The 21,964-nt window shown below is 54.1% G+C and carries 22 protein-coding genes; 1 reads left to right on the top strand and 21 read right to left on the bottom strand.

The window, feature by feature from the left end:
* Positions 1–10: 10 nt before the first annotated feature.
* From DESHY_RS12325 to trpE, 9 genes are all read right to left on the bottom strand, one after another.
* Positions 11–1,063 carry an anti-sigma-I factor RsgI family protein gene (locus DESHY_RS12325; RefSeq protein WP_008413241.1) on the bottom strand — a complete coding sequence of 351 codons (1,053 nt, stop codon included), beginning with the start codon at positions 1,061–1,063 and terminating at the stop codon, positions 11–13.
* 2 nt (positions 1,064–1,065) lie between these two features.
* On the bottom strand, positions 1,066–1,803 hold the full coding sequence (gene sigI / locus DESHY_RS12320; RefSeq protein WP_008413240.1) for an RNA polymerase sigma-I factor: 738 nt from the start codon (positions 1,801–1,803) through the stop codon (positions 1,066–1,068).
* Between the two features lie 193 nt (positions 1,804–1,996).
* Positions 1,997–2,800 (bottom strand): tryptophan synthase subunit alpha, encoded by an 804-nt coding sequence (gene trpA, locus DESHY_RS12315; RefSeq protein ID WP_008413239.1) that lies wholly within the window; start codon positions 2,798–2,800, stop codon positions 1,997–1,999.
* A complete protein-coding gene (gene trpB / locus DESHY_RS12310) occupies positions 2,797–3,987 on the bottom strand; it encodes a tryptophan synthase subunit beta (protein WP_008413238.1) in 1,191 nt (396 codons plus the stop codon). The genes trpA and trpB overlap by 4 nt, the downstream gene beginning before the upstream one ends.
* Positions 3,974–4,603, bottom strand: coding sequence for a phosphoribosylanthranilate isomerase (locus DESHY_RS12305; RefSeq protein WP_008413237.1), 630 nt, complete (start codon positions 4,601–4,603; stop codon positions 3,974–3,976). The genes trpB and DESHY_RS12305 overlap by 14 nt, the downstream gene beginning before the upstream one ends.
* Entirely contained in the window at positions 4,596–5,396 is an 801-nt protein-coding gene (gene trpC / locus DESHY_RS12300) for an indole-3-glycerol phosphate synthase TrpC (RefSeq protein ID WP_008413236.1), read from the bottom strand. Before trpC ends, DESHY_RS12305 begins: the two co-directional genes overlap by 8 nt.
* Entirely contained in the window at positions 5,393–6,430 is a 1,038-nt protein-coding gene (trpD, locus tag DESHY_RS12295) for an anthranilate phosphoribosyltransferase (protein WP_008413233.1), read from the bottom strand. The genes trpC and trpD overlap by 4 nt, the downstream gene beginning before the upstream one ends.
* 21 nt (positions 6,431–6,451) lie before the next feature.
* A complete protein-coding gene (locus DESHY_RS12290; RefSeq protein WP_048818147.1) occupies positions 6,452–7,030 on the bottom strand; it encodes an anthranilate synthase component II in 579 nt (192 codons plus the stop codon).
* Positions 7,011–8,534, bottom strand: coding sequence for an anthranilate synthase component I (trpE, locus tag DESHY_RS12285; protein ID WP_008413231.1), 1,524 nt, complete (start codon positions 8,532–8,534; stop codon positions 7,011–7,013). Before trpE ends, DESHY_RS12290 begins: the two co-directional genes overlap by 20 nt.
* A gap of 308 nt (positions 8,535–8,842) precedes the next feature.
* On the opposite strand from trpE, the gene DESHY_RS12280 reads away from it, so the two are divergent.
* Complete coding sequence (locus DESHY_RS12280; RefSeq protein ID WP_008413230.1) at positions 8,843–9,076, top strand: hypothetical protein; 234 nt, start codon at positions 8,843–8,845, stop codon at positions 9,074–9,076.
* A gap of 138 nt (positions 9,077–9,214) precedes the next feature.
* On the opposite strand, the gene DESHY_RS12275 is transcribed toward DESHY_RS12280, so the two are convergent.
* The 12 genes from DESHY_RS12275 to DESHY_RS12220 all read right to left on the bottom strand — a co-directional run bounded on the left by DESHY_RS12275 (position 9,215) and on the right by DESHY_RS12220 (position 21,964).
* Positions 9,215–10,153, bottom strand: coding sequence for an SGNH/GDSL hydrolase family protein (locus DESHY_RS12275; RefSeq protein WP_008413229.1), 939 nt, complete (start codon positions 10,151–10,153; stop codon positions 9,215–9,217).
* Between the two features lie 95 nt (positions 10,154–10,248).
* The gene (gene pyk / locus DESHY_RS12270; RefSeq protein WP_008413228.1) at positions 10,249–12,000 is read right to left on the bottom strand and encodes a pyruvate kinase; all 1,752 of its coding nucleotides are present in this window, start codon (positions 11,998–12,000) and stop codon (positions 10,249–10,251) included.
* A 29-nt stretch (positions 12,001–12,029) separates the two neighbouring features.
* The gene (pfkA, locus tag DESHY_RS12265) at positions 12,030–12,992 is read right to left on the bottom strand and encodes a 6-phosphofructokinase (RefSeq protein WP_008413227.1); all 963 of its coding nucleotides are present in this window, start codon (positions 12,990–12,992) and stop codon (positions 12,030–12,032) included.
* 84 nt (positions 12,993–13,076) lie between these two features.
* Positions 13,077–14,021 (bottom strand): acetyl-CoA carboxylase carboxyltransferase subunit alpha, encoded by a 945-nt coding sequence (locus DESHY_RS12260; RefSeq protein ID WP_008413226.1) that lies wholly within the window; start codon positions 14,019–14,021, stop codon positions 13,077–13,079.
* A 12-nt stretch (positions 14,022–14,033) separates the two neighbouring features.
* Positions 14,034–14,888: an acetyl-CoA carboxylase, carboxyltransferase subunit beta gene (gene accD / locus DESHY_RS12255; protein WP_008413225.1), complete on the bottom strand. Its 855-nt coding sequence runs from the start codon at positions 14,886–14,888 to the stop codon at positions 14,034–14,036.
* Between the two features lie 28 nt (positions 14,889–14,916).
* Positions 14,917–15,108: a putative signal transducing protein gene (locus DESHY_RS12250; protein ID WP_008413224.1), complete on the bottom strand. Its 192-nt coding sequence runs from the start codon at positions 15,106–15,108 to the stop codon at positions 14,917–14,919.
* Positions 15,109–15,267: 159 nt separating this feature from the next.
* Positions 15,268–15,504, bottom strand: coding sequence for a trp RNA-binding attenuation protein MtrB (gene mtrB / locus DESHY_RS12245; RefSeq protein WP_048818146.1), 237 nt, complete (start codon positions 15,502–15,504; stop codon positions 15,268–15,270).
* Between the two features lie 90 nt (positions 15,505–15,594).
* The gene (locus DESHY_RS12240) at positions 15,595–16,263 is read right to left on the bottom strand and encodes a TrkA C-terminal domain-containing protein (protein ID WP_008413222.1); all 669 of its coding nucleotides are present in this window, start codon (positions 16,261–16,263) and stop codon (positions 15,595–15,597) included.
* A gap of 117 nt (positions 16,264–16,380) precedes the next feature.
* Positions 16,381–20,010, bottom strand: coding sequence for a DNA polymerase III subunit alpha (locus DESHY_RS12235; RefSeq protein ID WP_072866181.1), 3,630 nt, complete (start codon positions 20,008–20,010; stop codon positions 16,381–16,383).
* Positions 20,011–20,044: 34 nt separating this feature from the next.
* Positions 20,045–20,734, bottom strand: a complete 690-nt coding sequence (locus DESHY_RS12230) for a DUF2225 domain-containing protein (protein WP_008413218.1) — start codon at positions 20,732–20,734, stop codon at positions 20,045–20,047.
* A gap of 89 nt (positions 20,735–20,823) precedes the next feature.
* A complete protein-coding gene (locus tag DESHY_RS12225) occupies positions 20,824–21,618 on the bottom strand; it encodes a C40 family peptidase (protein WP_008413217.1) in 795 nt (264 codons plus the stop codon).
* A 34-nt stretch (positions 21,619–21,652) separates the two neighbouring features.
* Positions 21,653–21,964 (bottom strand): putative quinol monooxygenase, encoded by a 312-nt coding sequence (locus DESHY_RS12220; protein ID WP_048818145.1) that lies wholly within the window; start codon positions 21,962–21,964, stop codon positions 21,653–21,655.

The raw sequence follows: 21,964 nt of genomic DNA, 5'->3' as shown, positions 1-21,964 counted from the left end.
TTATTAACACTTAATCTTCTTTTGCTCTGGCTTTACTGTTTGCTTTACCAGGGGGCGTTTCTTTGCCCAGGTCCGGTGGCCGGCTTATCCGTTCCTTTTCCGGCCCCTTTTCTTTGACCGGTTGAGGCTGTTGAGGCTGCCTGTCAGAAGTTCGACCGGCCGGTTGCTGTTCTCCCTTACGGGTTTCGGCTTTTTGGGGCTGCTCCGGCCGGTTGTCAGATTCCCGGACTGCCGGCTGTCTTTTATCTTTTGGGTGAGCCGGTTTATTAACCGTGTCGGCCTGGTGTGCAGACGGTTGCTGCTGCAAAACCTGCTGCTCAGCCCTTTGGGCATGGGGCAGCAAACGCTGCAGTTCAATGCCCGTTTCTTTTTCTAATTGACCCAGCCCTTTCTTTTTAACCTGCTCCAGAGATAGCCGGAGGCCTTGCCGGTGGCTGTTTCGGTGAATTAAGTAGCGACCTACCGATATTCCTTTTTTAGCAGCCAGTTGATGTTCTTCCACCGTGGCACGTTCGGAAATTACTTTAACCCCCGGGGTTTCCACCGCAGCAACCTGCTGAACGGTTGCTGCCAGTTTTGCTTCATCCACCACGCCGGTATTTTCCCTGAGCGGGGTTACCGTGACCAGCACAATATTATTGGTGTGATTTATATAGTTATGCCGGGCCGCTTCCGATACCAGCAGTTGTACCGCCTGGTACACTGACAGTTGCCCGAAATCAACCTTTTTTACCAGTTGCCGTCCTTCTTCGTCCAGCCCGCTACCTTTGATCACCTTACCCTCAGGGTTAACCGCCAGTTCCAAACTGGGATTTATATCCAGGGTTACATAGGCTGCTGCTGCCGGCCGGCTTGGGTTCCACAAGCTGAGAAAACAAACCAGCAGCAAAACTGCCGCCGCTGCGCCCCAGGGCAGCCCGGCAGGAATTTTCACTTCCATGCCTGTAACCTCCTGACCCAGTTCGCGCCGGTGTTTGCTTAAGATAACCCGCACAAACCTCCCTTCCGGAGTCATCACCACCCCCAGAGGCCCTTTGGCTTGCACCAATATACCTTTAACCACAGCTACTTGCCCCCCTCATCCCGGGACCAACCGGTTAATTTTAAATAAGAATACAAATAAATAAAGCGCTCCTTGTGGTGCAATAACAGCGCCATGGCAATAATATAGCGCCGCCCCTTTTCAATGGTTTTGCGGTGAAGCCCGGAACTTAGAGCCAATTCCTTAACAGGTAAGCGCTTGGTGCGCATTAAGTGCGCCAGCAAAGCAGGCTGCTCCGCCACTTGTTTAGCCACAGCCAGCAGATTTTCGCGGGTATCCCTGTGTTTGGGCGATGCTTCAACCAGTTCATTGATGGTAATGCCAAATAAAGATAACTCTTTTTGAAAGTCCAATACTTCTTCCTGACGTTCCCTGGCCTCAGCTGCCTGCCAGTAATCTTCCCAGGCCTGGGTTGTTTCCAAACAGACCGGCAGCTCAGCAGTTGCCTGGTATTCCAAAGGCCGGTGCCTGTGCCTGGCTTCCCGACGAAAATGGTCGGCCAGCCGGCTTTTAATTACCAGTCTGGCAAAACCCCAAAAAGGCATGTTCCTTTTTTCGGTAAACCGGTCAATAGCTTCGTTAAATGCCATCAGACCGACACTTAATTCATCATCTCTTCCCCATGCCAGCAGCCGTCCGCATACTTTACTGCAGGTGGTTTGGATATAGGGTTTGGCTTCAGCTATTAATTGTTCTCTGGCTTGATGATCTCCCTGTCTGGCCCGGTCCAGGTACTGTGCCGCTGCTTGCTCTAGTATCAAAACCTGGTCACTCCCCCTGACCCGACTGCCCCGTATGATGGGTTATAATACATTACGAAACAAACAACGTTTTATAAGGGGTGTCGGCAGAAAAAAACCCTGCGCTGGTAAATCGGCAGGGCATTTTTATTTATTATTTTACCTGAAATGACAATATCAAACAACCAGGTCTATATTATCCATTGCTGGTAATTTATGTTTTATTGACGGCTTCTTTCAGTGATCTGACCAAACCTGTCACTGCCGGAATTCCGGCGGTTCCCTGTTCTTCCACCAGCCGCACCAGGGCGCTGCCCACTACTACACCGTCACAGCAGCCGGCCACAGCTGCCGCCTGTTCGGCTGTGGCAATGCCGAAGCCGGCCAGGATGGGTAAATCCGTAAACTCCCTGATGCGCTTGGCTAAGCCGGCAATTTCTGCTGTCACGTTCTGACCGGTACCGGTAATGCCTGTAACTGTGACAGCGTAAATAAAACCCCGGGCAACCGCAGCAATCTTAGCAAAACGGCGCCGGTGGCCGGTAGGCGCCGCCAGCGGAATAATTGCCAAACCGGCTTTGTCTGCTTCGCCCAGCAAAGGCTCCGCTTCCTCCGGCGGCAGGTCAGGTATTATCAAACCAGCCACCCCGGCCCCGGCAGCCTGTAGGCAAAAATCCTTCAGGCCGTACTGCAGGACGGGATTGTAGTAAGACATTAACACTAAAGGCGCCCGGACCGTTTTATTTAGTTTTGCCGCCAGCCGGAGAATGTCGGCCGGTGTGGTCTGGCGAGCCAGGGCCCGGGCAGCAGCCCGCTGAATGACCGGCCCGTCGGCAGACGGATCGGAAAAGGGTACGCCCAATTCTATGATATCCGCACCGGCCCTGTCCATGGCTGAAACTAACTTTTCCGTGGCGGCCAAATCGGGATCGCCGGCGGTAATATAGGTTACCAAGGCCTTTTGCCGCCGCTTTTTTAACGCCTCAAAGGTGGCAGCCAACCGTTCAACACCGTTCATCCTAACTGCACCCCCATTTCCCTGGCTACCGTATGCACGTCTTTGTCACCCCGGCCGGATAAACAAACCAGCAGGTTTTGCTGCTCGGCCATCTGCGGCGCCAGCTTGATTGCCTCGGCCAGGGCATGGGCGCTTTCCAGGGCAGGCAGGATGCCCTCGGTACGGCAAAGCAGGTGAAAAGCCGCCAGAGCTTCCTGGTCGGTGGCCACCGCATAACTTACTCTTCCTGTATCCTTTAAGTAACTGTGTTCCGGCCCGACACCCGGGTAATCCAGCCCTGCAGAAACAGAATGAACCGGCACAACCTGACCGTAAGGATCCTGCACCAGATAGCTGTAAGAACCATGCAGCACCCCGGGCCGGCCGGCATTTAAGGTGGCCGCATGTTGTCCGCTGGCCAGCCCCAGTCCACCGGCTTCCACCCCTACCAGCCTTACTGCCTCATCCTCCAGGAAGGCATGAAAAATACCCATGGCATTACTGCCGCCGCCTACACAGGCCACTACGCAGTGAGGCAGGGCGCCGGTTTGTTCCAGCATTTGCTGTTTGGCTTCCTGTCCTATGACAGACTGCAGATCCCTTACCAGCATTGGATAAGGATGGGGCCCGGCGGCCGAACCAATGGCGTAAAAGGTATGCCGCACATTGGTTACCCAGTCGCGCATGGCCTCGTTCATAGCATCTTTTAAAGTACCGCTGCCTGTGTTGACCTCCACCACCTCAGCCCCCAGCAGGCGCATGCGGAACACATTCAATGACTGCCGGCGGATGTCTTGGGATCCCATATATACTACACACTGCATTCCCAGCATGGCTGCCACCGTAGCGGTAGCCACCCCGTGCTGGCCGGCGCCGGTTTCCGCCACAATGCGCCGTTTTCCCATCCGGCGGGCCAGCAGCAATTGCCCGACGGTATTGTTAATCTTGTGCGCCCCGGTATGGTTCAGGTCTTCCCTCTTAAGATAGATGCGGGCACCTCCTGTTTGTTGGCTGAGAGCAGCGGCGTAATAAACCGGGGAGGGGCGTCCCACGTAATGGCGCAGGTAATAGGCCATTTCTTTTTGAAAAGCATCGTCCTGCCGGGCCGCCTGATAGGCTTCCGCCAGTTCTTCCAGGGCAGGCATGAGAATTTCCGGCACATAGGCCCCGCCGTAGGGTCCAAAATATCCTCTGTTATCCGGCTGCATGGTAAGACACCTCCTTGGCCCGTTTAATAAATGTTTTTATCAATTGCAAATCCTTTTGCCCGTTAACCTCTACCCCGCTGGAAACATCCACCCCGTAAGGACGCAGCAGCGCCACCGCCCGGCCTACATTGCCGGGATGCAGCCCACCGGCTAAAATGAAAGGCAGTTTTAACGGCAGGTTTTCCAGCAGCCGCCAATCAAAGGGCTGACCGGTACCGCCCACCCGTCCCGGCAGGTAAGTATCCACCAGCAGAGCGGCCACAGGGTAATTGTCTGCTTGTTCCAAGGCTTGCCGGCTGCGGGCGGCCACCCCCTTGAGGCAGCGCAGCCCCAGGGAGCGGCAGTAGGCCGGGCTTTCCCGGCCGTGCAGCTGTACCAAATCAAAGCCGCAGTAACAGGCAATCTGGCGCACTTCATCGGCCGGCGCATCCACAAAAACGCCCACCCGCGCCACCAGCGGCGGCATAGCTTGACATATGGCCCGGGCCTGTTCGGGGGATACCTGGCGCCGGCCCGGCGCCAACACCATGCCAACGGCATCTGCCCCGGCCAGGGCAGCCGCCTCGGCCGTAAAGGGGTCTTGCACGCCGCAAATTTTTATGCGCACGCTATACATCTGTAAGCCGCCTCCCACCTTCCAGCAATTCTTTTATTTTGCAGCCGGTATCCGCTGCGGTTACCAGGGCCTCACCCACCAGGGCCGCATGCACGCCCCGGCGCCTGAGAAATTGCATATGTTCCCGGCTGCTGATGCCGCTTGCGCTGACAACCGTAATATCCGGCCGGTTAAGCAAGGACAGCAACCGGTCGGTGGTATTCAGGTCGGTAACAAAGGTTTGCAGGCAACGGTTATTAATGCCGATGACAGCAGCCCCTGCCCGGAGCGCCCGCTCTAGCTCAGCCGGTGTATGCACCTCCACCAGGGCTTGCAGGTTCAGCCGGGCAGCCAGGCTTAGCAATTGCCTCAGTTTGTGGTCTGACAGAACAGCGGCAATCAGCAGCACCGCATCTGCACCGGCCAGCCTGCTCTGGTAAAGCTGCAGCGTATCTATAATAAAATCCTTGCGCAGCAAAGGCAGGTCGCAGGCCTGACGTACTTCTTCCAGGTAAGACAGCCGGCCGCCAAAAAACTCCGTTTCAGTTAAGATCGAAATGGCCGCCGCCCCGTGCCGGCTGTAACTGCCGGCCAGCTCAAGGTGGTTAAAATTACGGCTAAGGTTTCCTTTAACCGGAGAGGCTTGTTTAATTTCCGCAATCAGGCTGACACAACCGGGCAACCGGATGGCGGCTTGAAAATTCCTGGTCGGCGGCAGCCGTTTAATTTGCCTGGCCATATCACACACATCCAGGGTCTGCTGCAAAATTTTAAGCTCCTGTTTTTTATGCTGTATGATCTTGGATAAAATCAAAGGGCTGCCGTCCTTTCCCTGACCAGAGATTGCGAAAACTCTATCAGTTGCTTTAATTTTTGCCTGGCCCTGCCCGAGTCAATTACTTCCTGGGCCAGTTTAACGGCAGCGGCAAGATCCCCGGTCAATCCGCCGGCAACCAGCCCCAGGGCGGCGTTAATGATTACCGCATCCCGCTGGGGACCGGGTGCGCCTGCCAGAACGTTTTGCAAAATTCTGGCGTTTTTCTTAACGTCACCGCCGGCCAAAGCCGCAACCGGAGCCCGGGCCAGACCAAAATCAAGGGGGTCAAGGGTAAACTGCCTAACCTGGTTGGCTTCTGTTTCGTACACCAGCGCCGGGCCGGCCAGGGATATTTCATCCAAACCGCCGCTGCCGTGAATGACAAAGGATTTAGCGGTGCCTAAGTTGGCCAACACCCGGGCCATTACCGGAGCCAGTTGTGCACTATATACCCCCAGCACTTGATGCCGGGCAAAGGCCGGGTTAGTTAACGGTCCTAAAATATTAAACACAGTGCGTATGCCCATTTCTTGCCGGGGCCCCGCTGCATACTTCATGGCGGTATGCAGCAAAGGCGCATAAAGAAAGGCTATGCCCACTTCATCTAAACACAAGCCGGCTTCCGCGGGGGTCAGGTTAACGGCCACCCCCAGGTATTCCAATACATCAGCGCTGCCGCAGCGGCTGGAAACTGACCGGTTGCCGTGTTTGGCTACCGGCAAGCCGGCCCCTGCCAGAACCAGGGCACTGGCTGTCGAAATATTAAAGGTATGGGCGCCATCCCCGCCGGTGCCGCAGGTATCTACCAGGCCCTTGCGGCCGGTTTTCACCGGCGTCAGCTTTTCCCGCATAGTCCGGGCAAAACCGGTAATCTCAGCCGCTGTTTCTCCTTTCAGGTGTAAAGCTGTTAAAAAACAAGCAATTTGCGCCGGGGAAGCCTCACCTGTCATAATTTCCTGCATGACGCCCCGGGCAACCGGTTCGGACAAGTCCTCTCCCTTTACTACCTGCTTAATTGCCTCCGTTATCACTCTGCTCTCCTCCTTCTCATCTCAGCTCATGGCCATGCACTGCCGTAAAAAATTTATCAACATAGCCTTACCATGGGTGGTAGCAATAGATTCCGGATGAAACTGCACCCCCTCCACCGGGTAAAGCAAATGGCGGATTCCCATCACCTCCCCTGCTGTGGTCCGGGCCGTTACTTTCAAACAGGACGGCAAAGTTTTTTCATCCACGGCCAGTGAATGGTAACGGGCCGCTGTGAAGGAAGGCGGCAAATCTTTGTAAATCCCGTCGCCGTCATGCCAAATGACAGAAGTTTTGCCATGCATCAGGCGGCCGGCCGGGACAATGGCGCCGCCCAAGGCCCGGGCAATAGCTTGATGACCTAAGCAAACTCCCAGGATGGGGATTTTATCGTACAACTGCCGGACAACTGCCAGGCAGATACCCGCCTGCTCCGGCCGGCCCGGCCCCGGCGACAATAGCAAGCCGCGGACGCCTGAAGCCAGCAGTTGTTCGGGCGTCGTGGCATCGTTGCGGTAAACCAAAACTTCTTGCCCCAACTCCCTCACCAGTTGAACAAGGTTATAAGTAAAAGAATCATAGTTATCTATTACCGCCAGCAAGACCATACCCCCTTTCCCCGGCTGTCGCTGCCAGCAAGGCCGCTGCCATTGCCCGGGCTTTATGCAGGCACTCCTGGTACTCCCTGGCCGGCTGAGAATCGGCCACAATGCCTGCCCCGGCCTGCAGGTAGGCCTTGCCGCCATGCAGTACGGCGGTACGAATGGTGATGGCTGTGTCCAGTTGACCGGCAAAGTCCAAATAACCCACTGCCCCGGCATAAAGCCCCCGGCTTACCGGCTCCAGTTCATCAATTATTTCCATAGCTCTGATCTTGGGCGCCCCGCTGACCGTTCCCGCCGGAAAACAAGCTGCCAGTGCATCCAGGCCGGTCCGGCCTGCCTCCAGCAGACCGGTAACCTCCGAAACCAGGTGCATAACATGGGAATACCGTTCTACCTGCATAAAAGACGGTACCTGTACCGTGCCCGGCCGGCATACCCGGCCCAGGTCATTGCGTCCCAGGTCCACCAGCATCAGGTGTTCAGCCCGTTCCTTTTCATCCGCCAATAATTCAGCTGCCAGTCGGTCATCCTCGGCGGCATGGCTGCCCCGGGGCCTGGTGCCGGCAATGGGGTGCGTCGTCACCTTGGGCCCGGTCACCCGTACCAGCATTTCCGGAGAACAACCCACCACTGTTAAAGCTCCGAAATTCAAATAAAAATGATAGGGCGAAGGATTTAACAGCCGCAGCCAGCGGTAAAAATCAAAGGGGTTGCCGTCAAAGGGCAGGTCAAATCGCTGGGACAGAACTACCTGAAAAATTTCCCCCGCCCGGATGTAGTCTAACGCCCGGCTGACAGCAGCTTCAAACCGGCTGCGGCCAAACACGGCTCCCTCCGCTAAATAACGATCCAACAGGCTTTGGGAATAAGCCGGCGCACCTCTTAAGGGACAGCTTACCGGTGATTGACCGCTCGCGAAGATTTGCTTTGCCACCCGGTCAATCTTGGCCACCGCTGCCTGGTAGGTGTCTGCCGGCCGACCGGTGACAGGCAGGTTGGCCACCACCAGTAAGGTGCGGCGGAGGTGGTCAAAAGCCAGCACCACACCGGGAAACATCAACCGGCACAGGGGCAACGCCGGATCATTTTGTTTAGAGGGCGGCAGGGATTCGAAAAAACGCACCAGATCGTAGCCAAAGTAGCCCACACCACCCGAAATGAAAGGGGGCAGGTTGGGCAGTGCGGGAGTTTGGTACCTGCTGACCAGTTCCCGCAGGGCTGCCAGAGGATCGCCAGGCAGCCTGGCCCGGCCTTCCGCGCCCCAATATTCCGCCCCAGCGGAATATCGAAAGTTTAAAAAACAAGCCATCCCGATAAAAGAGTAGCGGGCCTGCGTGGTGCCGCCGGCTACGCTTTCCAGCAGAAAGCAGGGGGGCGCCGGCGACAGCTTGTGGTAGACGGATACCGGAGTTTCGGTATCGGCCGGGTACTCACGGTAAACCGGAACCAGGTTATAAGTTTCCGCCAGCTTACAATATTCTGCCAGGGCAGGATAATACAAAAGCAATCACCTCCCGGTTAATTTAGCCAAATAAAAAACCGGCAGCTCAAAAGGAGCGCCGGTTGACGGACAGACCTATCCCGTTCACTCTTCTCAGCTCATCTCAACTCTGCTCTGCTCAACTCAATTGCTTAACTAAACTCAGAAACCATACTCTGCTAATTTCGAATAATAATATCACATTAAGTTTTGTTTGGTCAATAATTTTTTGAAATTTTAAACCAATAAGATTAAGAAGGAATTAGCAGCACGCTTGCCTAAAATATAAACCAAATACTGCTGGAACATGAGAAAGGTGGCTAGTTACTTTGTCAGGCAAAAATTTACCGGTAAAGCTTTTTGAACCATATCCTGTGGGCGACCTGGTGGTCTATGTGACCGGCCCGGATCGTGGTGCGGTGGTGGAAGCGGACTGCCGCTGGGAATTAACCACCACGCTGGACAGCTGCGATTGCTGTACCTTTCGCTGGCGTTCCCGCCGGGACCCCTCCTTTAAGTGCCGCCATATTACAGCCCTGCGGCAGGTTTTAGGGGTGGACTAACAAAGGAAAGCAACCCCCCGTGGCGACCGTAGCGAATCATCTTGCTGTCGGTGCGTAAACCTGAGCTAAAGGGGGTCATAAACCACAGTTAACGTTTGTCGAAACTCTGACCCGTATCACCGAAAAGGTGGTACGGGTTTACTGTGTAAAATGCAAGCGGCCCTTTAACCGGTTGACCACCGCATCCGCCAACATCCGATAACCCTGCCGGGTAGGGTGACCGCCGTCCAGCAAATACTTGGTATCTGCCTGGCCGGTGCCGTTATCCAGCAATGGCGTGTAAAAATCAATAGTCAGCAGTCCCCTGGCGGCGGCATAGCGGCCAAGCCACCGCCGGATTTGCTCTAACCGATGGCAATAAGCGACGGCTGCCCGCCGGCTGCCCGGATAATGCCGCAGCATCTGTTCCAGATGAAGCGGCGAGGGCAACACCAGCAGGGGACAAATGCCATGCTCGAAGGATTGATCAACTAAACTGCTGATATTGGCTGCAACTTCTGACAAGGGTACACCCAGCCATCCGTCGTTATGGCCGCCGGCTAAAATAACATAGGCCGGCGTCTCTTCCGCCACATCCCGGGCAAAGCGGGCCAGCATTTGGCCGGTGGTGTCACCGTTAACGCCCCGGTTAATGAACCGGTAGCCGGTGGCCGCTGCCGCCAGGTTAACCCAGGAACTGTCCGGCCCTTCCGGATAGCCGTAGGTAATGCTATCCCCCAGGCAGACAATTTTTTGCCGGCCGGCTGCCTGCTGAAAGGCTTCTAACCAGCGCTGATCCGGCAATACAAAAGTTACCTCAGCCAGCCGGGAACCCAGGGATAAATATCTTCTCACTTCCGATACCAGCAGTGGGGCCACCGTTGCCGCTGCTGTTTCCTGCTTTCGGGTATTGATTACCGGCAGCAGCAGCGATGTGAAACCGCCGGCCTCGGCAGCCGCACAGGCCGCCGCCGCAACTTGGCGAATATGGCTGAGGTTGTCCAATCCGGCTGTCAAAGGACGGGCATCCATTACCGGCTGACCCTTCAACCGTGCCAGGTCCGCCGGCGTCATAGCCGTTTGTATAACCTTTAGCAAAAGGCCTCCTCTCCTTCCTATAGCGGAAAACCACCTGAGCCATCAGTTTGCGCAGGTGGTTTGTGAAAACTTTTGAACTTTATCAGTTGCACGCTTTACAGCACTCTGGCCACGCCACCGTAAATCAAGCCCCGCTGGCCGTCCACCGTAATAATTTCACCCTCCGGCAAGATTTCAGCGGCGTTCTCCACACCCACAATAACCGGGATCCCAAATTCCAATCCGACAATGGCAGCATGGGAGGTTAAGCCTCCCTCCTCGGTAATAACCGCCGCAGCCTTTTCCATGGCCGGCACAAAATCGCGGTCGGTGGCCAGAGTAACCAGAATATCCCCGGGCTGTACCTGCTCCAAAGCTGCCTGTGCCGTGCGGCAAATCCGCACCTTGCCGGTGACAGCCCGCCGGCCGATGCCTGTACCCCTGGCCAGCAGCGTGCCGACGGTATGCACCTTCATCATATTGGTGGTACCGTGCACACCCACCGGCACCCCGGCGGTAATAACCACCAGGTCACCGGCGGCAACCAGACCGGATGCCAGGGCGGCTTCCACCGAGCCGGCAATCATTTCGTCCGTTCCTGTTACATCACCGATTAACAATGGTTCCACACCCCAAACCAGGGCCAGTTTTCTTAGCACTTTGGCCCTTGGCGTAACAGCCACCACCAGTACCTGGGGACGATACTTGGCAATCATCCTGGCGGTATGACCGCTGGCGGTGGCCGTTATAATGGCGCTAACCCCCAGTTCCCTGGCGATGGTGCAGACTGCGTGGCTGATGCCGTCTGTTACCGTTCGCTGCATGGCCGCCCCCCGGGCCACCGGCAGATCATCAAAATTTACGGCCAGTTCCGCCCGGCGGGCAATGCGGGCCATGGTTTCTACCGCCTGAACCGGGTACTTGCCGGCAGCGGTTTCCCCTGAGAGCATAATGGCATCTGTGCCGTCAAAAATGGCATTGGCTACATCGCTGGCTTCCGCCCGGGTGGGCCGGGGGTTCTGGGTCATGGATTCCAGCATTTGGGTGGCGGTGATTACCGGTTTGCCCGCCAGGTTGCACATTTCAATCATGGTTTTTTGCAAAACCGGCACCTCTTCGGCCGGAATTTCCACGCCCAGGTCGCCCCGGGCCACCATAATGCCGTCGGCCACGTTAATAATTTCCGCCAGGTTGTCTACCCCCTGACGGCTTTCAATTTTAGCGATAATATCCACATCTGCGCCGTACTGTTCCACAATTTGCCGGATGGCAATAACATCGGCAGGCTTGCGGATAAAGGAAGCGGCAATAAAATCTATGCCCTGAGACAGACCAAAATGAATATCGGCAATGTCCTTTTCCGTAATGGCCGGCAGGTTAACATTAACACCGGGCAGGTTAACCCCTTTCTGGTCAGACAGCTGCCCGCCGTTAACCACCCGGCAATGAACATCCTGTCCCGCCACCTCCTCCACTGTCAGCTCAATTAAACCGTCAGCTATGGCCACCTTGCTGCCCGGCCGTACATCCCGGGGCAAATCCTGATAGGTTACCGCCACAATGGTATTGTCCCCCAACACTTCCCGGGTGGTCAGGGTAAAACGCTGCCCCGGCTCCAGGGTAACGGGGGGATTGGCAAATTTTTTCAGGCGAATCTCCGGGCCTTTGGTATCCAGCATAATGGCAATATTCTTGCCCACTTCAGCAGCTGCCTGGCGAATAGCGGCAATTCTCCGGCCGTGATCTGCATGGGTACCGTGGGAAAAGTTCAACCTCGCAACATTCATACCGGCCAGCATCATTTTTTTTAGGGTTTCTACATTTTCGCTGGCGGGGCCGATGGTACAAACAATTTTGGTGCGTCGCATGAGCAAATCCCTCCTGTTCGGCAGGACGTTTAGATAGATAGTATTCTTGCCAGATGGTACATATCTTTATTGATGGGGCTTGGTTTGCCCAGCACTTCTGTTAAATCGGTAGCGACAATTTCACCTGCCCGGATGCCCACCATTTTATGGGTTTCGCCGGCCATCAACAGTTCCACTGCCCGGGCACCCAACCGGGCTGCTAAAATACGGTCAAAGGCTGTAGGGATACCGCCCCGCTGCAAATGACCCAAAATGGTAACTTTTGTATCAAAACCGGTCAGTGCTTTTATCTGTTGGCCGATTTCCAGGCCGCTGGCCGCCCCTTCCGCCACCAAAATAACCGAATGCAGTTTTCCCCGCTTAATGCCGTTTAACAGTTTTTTGCAAATATCTTCTACATTAAAGGGTATCTCGGGAATTAAAATGGATTCCGCCCCGCCGGCCAATCCTGCGGCCAGGGCAATGTTGCCCGAGTTGCGACCCATTACTTCAATTACAAAGGTGCGTTCGTGTGAAGTTGCCGTATCACGAATTTTGTTGATGGCATCCACCACGTTGTTAACCGCAGTATCAAAACCAATGGTATAATCGGTGCCGGCAATATCGTTATCTATGGTGCCCGGCACACAAATGACCGGCACCCCGTGTTCTTGTGAAAATATACTGGCACCGGTAAAGGAGCCATCCCCGCCAATGACCACCAAGCCCTGAATACCGAACCGCTCCACATTTTCCATGGCCAGGGCCCGGCCTTCCTTGGTCTTAAACCGCTCGGACCTGGCTGTATGTAAGATCGTACCGCCCCGGCTGATAATGTCTGCCACCGAACCCAGATTCATGGGGCCCATATCGGCATCTATAAAGCCGCTGTAACCGCGGCGGATGCCGATTACCTCCAGGCCGTGGTAAATGGCTTTCCGCACCACCGCCCGGATGCAGGAGTTCATTCCCGAAGCATCACCGCCGCTGGTTAAAACGCCAATTCTTTGCATATCCCTCGCCTCCCAAAAAACCTGATGATATACCTATAGCCTGCCGCAGGACGGCAGGCTTATCCTTGTCAATTTTTTTGATTTCTAACCAGTTTGCCCCATCGCCCGGAACTTGGCATATCTGGCCTGGGCCAGTTCCTCCGGTGACTGGCTTAACAGCTCCGTCAGGTGACGGTGCAGTGCCTGATCCAAAAGCCGGCAGGCAGCCGTCAGATCACTGTGGGCGCCGCCCAGCGGTTCCGGCACAATTTCATCAATAACACCCAGCCTGAGTAAATCCTGGGCTGTAAGGCACAGGGCCGCCGCCGCCTCCCTGGCTTTGCTGCCGTCTTTCCACAGGATGCTGGCGGCAGCTTCCGGTGAGCTGACTGAGAAAATTGCATGCTCCTGCATGAGAATCCGGTTTGCCACACCCAGGGCCAGGGCGCCGCCGCTGCCGCCCTCCCCGATTACTGTTGCCAGCACAGGCGTTTTTAAGGCGGACATAACCATTAAGTTTCTGGCAATGGCTTCACCTTGCCCCCGTTCCTCTGCTCCCATGCCGCAGTAAGCACCGGCGGTATCGATAAAACAAATAACCGGGCGGCCGAATTTTTCAGCCTGTTTCATTAACCGCAAGGCTTTGCGAAAACCTTCCGGGTGCGCCATACCAAAATTGCGCTGGACATTTTCTTTGGTATCATGCCCCTTTAAATGGCCCAGGACGGTTACGGGAATACCCTTGTAGCGGGCCAGCCCGCCAAGCACCGCCGGGTCATCGCCGTAAAGCCGGTCCCCGTGCAGTTCCAGAAAATCTGTAAACAATGCTTTGATATAGTCAAGGGTATTGGGCCTTGCAGCATGCCTGGCGATCTGTACCTTTTGCCAGGGGGTAAGATGGCTGTAGATATTTTCTTTCATGTCCCGGGATTTTTTCTCCAGCAAAGCTATCTCGTCCGAGAAATCAATCCCTTTTTCATTGGTAAACCGCTTCAGTTCTTCTATTTTAGCCTCCAGCTCCAGCAAAGGCCTTTCAAAATCAAGCGCCATACCGGCCTCCTTTTACCTGCTGTGCAGTGATAAAATTTTTGCCAGTGTTTCTTTCAACTCCGGGCGGTTGACAATCATATCCACCATACCGTGCTGGCGCATAAATTCCGCCCTTTGGAAACCTTCCGGCAGTTTTTGTCGAATGGTTTGTTCAATTACCCGGGGCCCGGTAAAACCAATTAAGGCACCGGGTTCTGCGATAATAATATCGCCCAGGGAAGCAAAACTGGCTGTCACACCGCCGGTGGTGGGGTCTGTCAGCACCGAAACGAACAACAGCCCGGCTTCATCCAGTTTAGCCAGGGCAGCGGCCGTCTTGGCCATTTGCATCAATGACAGTATCCCTTCCTGCATGCGGGCACCGCCGGAGGTGCTGAAGATAATCACCGGTAATTTTTTTTCTATGGCCCGTTCTACCGCCCGGGCAATTTTTTCTCCCACCACCGAACCCATGCTGCCCATGATAAAGTGTGAATCCATAATGCCCACCACCACCGGCAAGCCGTTGATGGTACCCTGGCCGGTCACCACTGCTTCGTTAAGACCGGTGGCTGCCTGGGCAGCTGCCAGTTTCTCGGGATAGTTTGGAAATTGCAGCGGGTTTACAGTAGTTAACTCATTGTCATATTCCTGAAAGGAACCGTTATCCAGGGTAATAGCTATTCTTTCTGTCGCACTCAGGCGAAAATGATAGTTGCATTTCTGACATACTTTAAAATTTTTTTCCAGTTCTCTGGTATATAGTATTTCGCTGCAACGGCTGCATTTCACCCATAACCCTTCCGGGATATCTCTTTTTTCCGTATTCTGAGCAGTATCCGGTCGTACGGTTACATATTTAGTCTTGCGAAAAATCTCTAAAACCAAGACTCACCTCTCCCTTAGCTGTCATCCATTATACAGTGTTAATTATTTCCAATGCTTCGTCAACCTCAGATTCAGGTACCAGGATTTCTACCGCTCCGTTATCATTGCCGCTCGGCAGTCCGATATTGCGTAATTTTACCAGCAAGCCCTCTTGCTGTAGCATTTGTTGTAATCGTTCGGCTTGTTTTTTATTTGGCGCAATATATACCACCGTCCACACTTGTTACTGGCCCCCTTGAATTACATAATAAATTATAAGCAAATGAGTCCATTTTGTTGGTTTGTAGTTATAGATGTTTCTATTCCTGGAGCAGGTATTCCTCTTTTTCCCCACAAAAATAAGTATATCCAGAGAACTGTCTCTGGATACGGCGGCTATCTAAGAATCAACCTCTGTGCGGATTTTGCCGTGCTTGGTTAACAACTCCGCCCGCCCCCGAATCTTGATAGCCGAGGTATGTTCGGTGAACTGGGCAATCATAATTTCACCTTTGTCAAGTTTTTCTGTGTGGTGAAATTTTGTGACGCCCCCCCTGGTTAAGCCAATAATGGTCACGCCGTTTTCCAGCGCCTTGACCACCACATAATCACCCGTTATATCAGATCTGTCCGTCATCGGATTCACCCCGTCCAATTTCCTCTTTTTGTCAGACCAATCATATCATATTTAATAATCTTTGACAAGTTTGATCAATAATTGCCTGGGTCAGCGGTAACAGTCCGAACACAGCAACAGGTGAATGTTCTGCATGTTGCCATAGACAATCAGCTTGTCACCTGCTTGCAGCACCTGGCTGCCCCTGGGCGAATGTATAAAGGCATCCGACCGTTCGATGGCCAGGATAAAAATATCCTGATCCCTGATTTTACTGGCGGCAATGGTTTGGCCCACCAGATGACTGCCGGCCTGCAATCTCACCTCCGCCACCCCGTAATGCCGGTCTAACTTCAAAACCTCTTCCACCGATTTTTTTTGCAGCAACCGGTGGCGCGATAACTGCCTTTCAATGCCCCGGTCCAGGTGCACGCGCAACCGGCGGCTGGATACTAAACTAAAGGCCAGCAACACAATGACAAGGGCCGTGCCCACCTGCAGCAGCGTCAGGGGGTGTCGCATAATATTAATCAGGGCGGTGACAATGGTAGCGGTTCCCAGGTAACCCAGCACCATCAGCACCATGATGATGCGCCGCCGCACATGGTGTTTTACCACTTCTTCCGAATCCGAAGTGGTGTAGCCTACCGTAACCAGGGCTGAAAGGGCCTGAAACCGCGCCACATGCAGCTCCATGCCGGTCAACTTTAAGGCAATGGCAGAAATTTCTACGATAATCACCAGCACCAGCAGAAAGCATACCAGGAAAACCAGGCTCATGGTTCAACCTCCCTCGACTTGGTGAGATGATTATACCAGCCGGACAAGGATTGACACAAGTTAACCGCCCCTGCAAACAGGCCAAAGACCGGACCTCAAGGGTCCGGTCTTTGGCGGTTACAAATCAAGCAAACTGTTCGGTACAGGATAAAAGTCCGGTTGAAAAGAACTGTCAGAGGGTGAGCCGGCAGGCCGGGTAACCGGGGGGGCCGGTTCACCGGGTGCCTGTATTGATCCGGCAGGAGTTTCCCGCAGCCGGTAATCCCTGGCGGCAGCTACCGGCAGGCGGCCCGGCAGCTGGCAGCGCAGCCGCACATTATCCTGCCCTACCAGATTAACCAGGGCCCCTTTGAGTTCTGCTTGCGGGGTGACCCACAGCCGCTTTTCCAACGGATGGGCCCTTTGCTGCTCCGGATCATACAGGAAAACCGGTGTGTTGCCCGTATAACCGGTTAATAACGTCACCAGCTGTTGCCGGGTGGCGGTGTCGGTTTCCTTTATTTTCAGCCATAACTGGCATTCCAATTGCTCGATGGCTATTATTTCTTCGGCCAGCCCTTTAACTTCCTCCCCGTTATTGCTGACCCGGCCCTTCAGTAAAAGGGGTTGTTTGCTCTCGAGAACTTTGCCGTAGCGGCGGTAAACTTCCGGAAATACCACCACTTCGCAATTGCCGGTCAAATCCTCCAGGTTAATAAAAGCCATGGGTTCACCCTTACGGGAAGTAATTCTTTTTACGGCTGCGGTCAGGCCAGCCAGCAGCAGCGGGCTGCCGTCCGGCATTTCAGGCAACTGGGCCACCCGCTGCACATCCAAAGCCTCTAACAGCCAACTGTACTCTGACAATGGATGGCCGGACAGATACAAGCCCAGGGCTTCTTTCTCAAACTCCAGCTGCTGCTTGGGGCTTAACTTGGGCACCTCGGGCAGCTGCAGTTCAGCCCCCTGAACCGGCACATCCGGCATTAAGTCAAATAAATTAACCTGGCCCTGCTGCCGATCCCGCTGGATGCGGGCGGCATATTCCATACCGGCATCCAGCGCCGCTAACAGCTGTGAGCGATGCCCCAGGGCATCCAGGGCACCGGCTTTGATCAAACTTTCCAGTACGCGCCGGTTAGCCAACCGGCTGTCAACCCGGCTGCAAAAATCAGCAAAGGAGGTAAAGGGACCGTCCTTTTGCCGGGTCTGTATAATGGATTGCACCGCACCTAAACCTACATTTTTCACTGCTGCCAGGCCAAACCGAATCGCCCCCTGCAGGGCTGTAAAATTTTCGCCGCTGTGGTTAATATCAGGCGGCAGCACTTGAATGCCCATGCGGCGGCATTCCTCAATGTACAGCACCACTTTGTCGGTGTTGTCCCGCACCGAGGTTAACAGGGCGGTCATATACTCCACCGGGTAGTTGGCCTTTAAATAGGCCGTCTGGTAAGATACCAGGGCATAGGCTGCCGAGTGGGACTTGTTAAAACCATACCCGGCAAAGTATTCCATAAGGTCAAACATTTTTTCCGCCAGCCGGCGGTCATAGCCCCTGGCCACCGCTCCCGGAATGGCATTGGCCAGCGGCCGGCCCTTCTCGTCTGTAGTTGTGCCGTCAATAAACCATTGCCGGTGCATGGCCATCATTTGGGGAATTTTTTTGCCCATGGCCTTCCGCAGAGAATCTGCCTGACCCAGGGTGTAACCCGCCATCACCCTGGCTATCATCATAACCTGTTCCTGGTATAGAATAACCCCGTAGGTCTCCCGCAGGATGGGTGCCAAATCCGGGTGAAAGTAATCTACCCGGGTTTGCCCGTGCTTGCGCTGAATAAAATCCTCCACCATGCCGCTGCCCAGGGGGCCGGGCCGGTATAAAGCCACCAGGGCCACAATATCTTCAAAGGCATTGGGTTTTAGTTCCCTTAGAATGCTGCGCATGCCGCTGCTTTCCAACTGAAAAACACCGACCCCTTCGCCCCGGGCCAGCATGTCATAGGTGACCCGGTCATCCAGCGGCAGCCGGTTGATGTCCGGCTGCTTGCCCCGGAGTTGCTTAATCAAATTGACAGCTTCACTGATTACTGTCAGGTTGCGCAGCCCTAATAAATCCATTTTAAGCAGGCCCAGCTCCTCCACGGTGGTCATAGGAAACTGGGTGGTGACCAACCCGTCGGAAGTTTTGCTGAGGGGCAGATATTCCACCAAGGGCTCCCTGGCAATCACCACGCCTGCCGCATGGGTGGAAGCATGCCGGGGCATGCCCTCCAGTTCCATGGCTGTATCAATAAGCCGCTTTACCTCCGGGTTCTGTTCATAAATTGCTTTCAAATCCGGTGACCCAGCCAACGCTTTAGCGATGGTCATATTCAGTTCCATGGGTACCAGTTTGGCTACCTTGTCCACATCTCCATAGGGCATGTCCAGGGCCCGTCCCACATCACGGATGGCAGCCCGGGCCGCCATGGTGCCAAAGGTAATAATCTGGGCTACCCGGTCAGCTCCGTATTTTTGCACAATATACTCAATAACTTCACCCCGGCGCTCATAATCAAAATCAATATCTATATCGGGCATCGAAATGCGCTCCGGGTTTAAGAAACGTTCAAACAGCAAACCGTACTGCAGCGGGTCAATGTTCGTTATTTCCAATACATAAGCCACTATACTGCCGGCAGCGGAGCCGCGTCCCGGGCCTACAGCAATGCCCTGCTGCCGGGCATAACGGATAAAATCCCACACAATGAGGAAATATTCGTCATAACCCATCTGGCCGATTACTTTTAGCTCATATTCCAGCCTCTCCTGCACTGCCCCGGTACAGTGACCGTACCGTTTTACCGCTCCGGCCAAACACTGCTGTCTTAGGTAGGCGGCCGGCGTAAAGCCGTCCGGAACAGTGAAATAAGGCAAGTGCAGGCGGCCAAACTCAATTTCCACCTGACAGCGGTCGGCAATAGCAACCGTGTTCTGCAGAGCTGCCGGCACTTCCCCAAATAACAGGTTCATCTCATGGGGGGTTTTTAAATACAATTCCCGGGAATCAAATTTCATCCGCCCGGGTGTGTTAATACTTTTACCTGTTTGAATACACAGCAAAACATCCTGGATCTCTGCATGCTCCGGTTTTAAATAATGCACATCGTTGGTGGCCACCAGGGGAATATCCAACTGCCCGGCCATCTGCAAAAGCTCCCGGTTGACCAGGCGCTGTTCCTGGTAACCGTGATCCTGCAGTTCTAAGAAAAAGCGGTCCGGTCCGAAAATTTCCCGGTATTCGCCGGCAGCCCGGCGGGCCTGATCCGGCTGCCCGTTTAAAATTTTATCCGCCACTTCTCCTGCCAGGCAGCCGCTCAGGGCAATTAAGCCTTCCTGGTAGCGGGCCAATAATTCCTTATCTATTCTCGGCTTATAATAAAACCCCTCGGTATAACCAAGGGAAACCAATTTCAGCAGGTTTTTGTATCCCTTTTGATTTTCCGCCAGCAAAACCAGGTGATAGAGCCGGTCATCCAGCTTAGGCACCCGGTCGGTACGCCGGCGGGGGGCCACATAAACTTCGCACCCCAGGATTGGTTTAATGCCTTCTTTATGGCAGGCTTTATAAAAATCAATTGCCCCGTACATGCAGCCGTGGTCAGTGATGGCCAGGGCGTTCATGCCGCATTCCCTGGCCAACCTGGCAGCCTGGCTGATGCGGGCGGCCCCGTCCAACAAACTGTATTCGGTGTGCAGGTGCAGGTGAACAAATTGCGTAGCCAGTTTCCCTCACCGCCTTGAGCAACTGCTTTGTTGTCTAGCCCTGTTGTTTAATTTCCTCCCGGATGTCTTGCCAGCGGGCACGGGACATGCGGGCAAAAACCGGGTAACTGTCCGCTGCCGGGTGCTGGGTAACTGCCTGAAACCATTTTACCGCTTCTTTTAAATCGCCGCTGCGGTAAGATAAATCCCCGATTAAGTACATCATGCGCAGTTCCTTTTTAACTTCCGAGGAGGACTCCCTTTCATAAGCCCGCTTTAAAAATTCCAGGGCTCGCTGCAAAGCCTTGGCTTCATCGGCTTGCTTACCCTGGTAACGGTACAGCCAGCCCAACCGGAGGTACAGGGACCCTTTTACAGAATCTTTAGCATTGCGCAATTCCTGGCAAAGGATAGCCAAATTGTAGGCCTTAACGGCCTGCTCCAGTGTCCTTAAACCGCCGTACCGGGAACCGTCGGTGTGCCAGCCGGACAGCAAAGTGTTGATGGCTGCTTTTTCCGGTTCCTTTAAAGGCAGGTTGGTTTCTTTAGTAAAAGCGTAGCCGCAATGCTTACAGACCATTACATCGTAAAAGATGGGATTAATGCTGCTGTAGTAAGCGCAGAAATCACTGTCTTGTTTTTCCACAGCAATATATTTGGTTTTTACTTCCGGGTGTAAAAATTCTTGGCCGCAGTTGGGGCAGATTACCTTAATATGAAAGATCATTTCTTCGCTAACTTGCATGTCTGATGCACCTACCAATGAAGTTATCAACCTTATTATACCAAAACATCAGCCCGGCGTGGTAAAATAACAGACAACCTGGCTTAATTTTACAAATACCGCCTGGCCCCCAGGTAACGGCTGGCAAAAAAACCGTCAGACAGGGAAGAAACCGTTACCCCTTCTTTGGTCCGGGCGTTGAGAAATAAACCGTTTTCTAAATAAAGACCAACATGCGAGGGGCCGGGAACAATGGTGGAAAAAAACACCAGATCACCCATGATTAAATCTGTAACCGGTACCCCCGCTTTATATTGATCCTGGGCATCCCTGGGCAATTGAATGCCGTTGGCATAATAAGCCATATAAGTCAGACCTGAACAGTCTATCCCTTGTACGGTCATGCCGCCCCAGAGATAAGAAGCACCCAAATAAAGCCCGGCGGTCGAAACAATTTGCTGTTGGTCAACCGGTTGGTCAGCATAAAAAACAGCGGCATCTTGCCGGCGTACCAGTGCACTGTCTCCTTGGGGCAGAGCTACCCGCAAAAAGTCTTTATCTTCGTCCAGCAGTGGCAGCCGGCTGCCCAAAAACAAAGTGCCGCAACTGCCCGCTGAGGATCGGGATGCCGCAAATAAAGGGGCGGCAGCCCTGGTGATCTGAACCGTCATAGTGTTTGTGGGCCAGCAAGGTAAACAAAAGTTTTCTACTCTGGCCCATCCCGGTGAACCATCTTGGGCCTGAATATGAAACCAGTCTCCCTCCAGCCCCAAAACTTGAGCCGGCCAGCCCATGAGCAACTGGGTTACCAGGGGAATGCCCGCCTCCGGTTGCTCCAGCACATCAACCACCGCCGCAGCTGCCACCACAACGGTACCGGCTGCCGCCTGCCGCAAGTCAAACATGGCATCACCCCTTACCTGTTTTCCGAAACTTATTCTATTTTACGATGCTCTCCACCGTATAATTACCAAAATCCGGCTGCCCGTTCAGCAACTGCATCATTTGGAGAAATCCCTTGGTAGCTTCCGGGTCGGTGCTCAGCCTGGTCATGGCTGCCTGCTGGGCTTCCTCGTTAGCCCAGACAGAAACAACCAGGAATTTGTTGCTGTTGCCGTTACACCTGGCCACATACCCCTGCACCAGACCTGGCTGCTGTTTGAGATAGTCCATGTGCTGCCGTATAATGTCCATTAAAGCATCGCCTTGGCCATCCTGGGCCTGTAGTTTGCCAAAAGTAATAACTTGCAA

Source organism: Desulforamulus hydrothermalis Lam5 = DSM 18033, assembly GCF_000315365.1.
GTDB classification, from domain to species: domain Bacteria; phylum Bacillota; class Desulfotomaculia; order Desulfotomaculales; family Desulfotomaculaceae; genus Desulfotomaculum; species Desulfotomaculum hydrothermale.
Note: the sequence above shows the minus strand (reverse complement) of the source record. Positions and strands in the feature narration are given on the sequence as shown.

What these genes read in the sequence shown, in the direction of transcription:
- DESHY_RS12260 (WP_008413226.1), bottom strand. Translation starts at nt 14,021, where the DNA reads ATGGCGCTTGATTTTGAAAGGCCTTTGCTGGAGCTGGAGGCTAAAATA.
- DESHY_RS12230 (WP_008413218.1), bottom strand. Translation starts at nt 20,734, where the DNA reads ATGCAAGTTAGCGAAGAAATGATCTTTCATATTAAGGTAATCTGCCCC.
- mtrB (WP_048818146.1), bottom strand. Translation starts at nt 15,504, where the DNA reads ATGACGGACAGATCTGATATAACGGGTGATTATGTGGTGGTCAAGGCG.
- DESHY_RS12305 (WP_008413237.1), bottom strand. Translation starts at nt 4,603, where the DNA reads ATGTATAGCGTGCGCATAAAAATTTGCGGCGTGCAAGACCCCTTTACG.
- pfkA (WP_008413227.1), bottom strand. Translation starts at nt 12,992, where the DNA reads ATGCAAAGAATTGGCGTTTTAACCAGCGGCGGTGATGCTTCGGGAATG.
- trpB (WP_008413238.1), bottom strand. Translation starts at nt 3,987, where the DNA reads ATGCAGCCGGATAACAGAGGATATTTTGGACCCTACGGCGGGGCCTAT.
- DESHY_RS12240 (WP_008413222.1), bottom strand. Translation starts at nt 16,263, where the DNA reads ATGAGCCTGGTTTTCCTGGTATGCTTTCTGCTGGTGCTGGTGATTATC.
- trpA (WP_008413239.1), bottom strand. Translation starts at nt 2,800, where the DNA reads ATGAACGGTGTTGAACGGTTGGCTGCCACCTTTGAGGCGTTAAAAAAG.
- DESHY_RS12225 (WP_008413217.1), bottom strand. Translation starts at nt 21,618, where the DNA reads ATGTTTGACTTGCGGCAGGCGGCAGCCGGTACCGTTGTGGTGGCAGCT.
- pyk (WP_008413228.1), bottom strand. Translation starts at nt 12,000, where the DNA reads ATGCGACGCACCAAAATTGTTTGTACCATCGGCCCCGCCAGCGAAAAT.